The organism is Terrisporobacter petrolearius (genome assembly GCF_020748185.1).
Classification (GTDB): domain Bacteria; phylum Bacillota; class Clostridia; order Peptostreptococcales; family Peptostreptococcaceae; genus Terrisporobacter; species Terrisporobacter petrolearius.
Window position 1 is genome coordinate 1 of sequence record NZ_JAHZMO010000232.1, and the last position, 255, is coordinate 255.

Consider the following 255-nt stretch of genomic DNA (forward strand, 5'->3'; position numbering starts at 1 on the left):
TTTTTAGAACCCAAAAATCTTTTATATGAAGGGTGATTAAATGCTTTTAATATAATATCTCTTGATTTTATAACTCTATCTTCTTTTATATCCCTATAATCTTTTGTTTTAAGGAACCTATAATAACTAGAAGTGGATAAATTAGCTATCTTACACAAATGCCTTACCATTCCAGTTAAATTAAAATTATAAATCAAACCTTTTATCAGTCCAAATATTTTAGATGCTTGTAATTTACCTTTTTTCACCTGCCTT

At 25.5% G+C, this 255-nt stretch carries 1 pseudogene; it reads right to left on the reverse strand.

The window, feature by feature from the left end:
- Positions 1-255: pseudogene (locus K0040_RS20445) on the reverse strand (hypothetical protein); the annotation flags it as partial.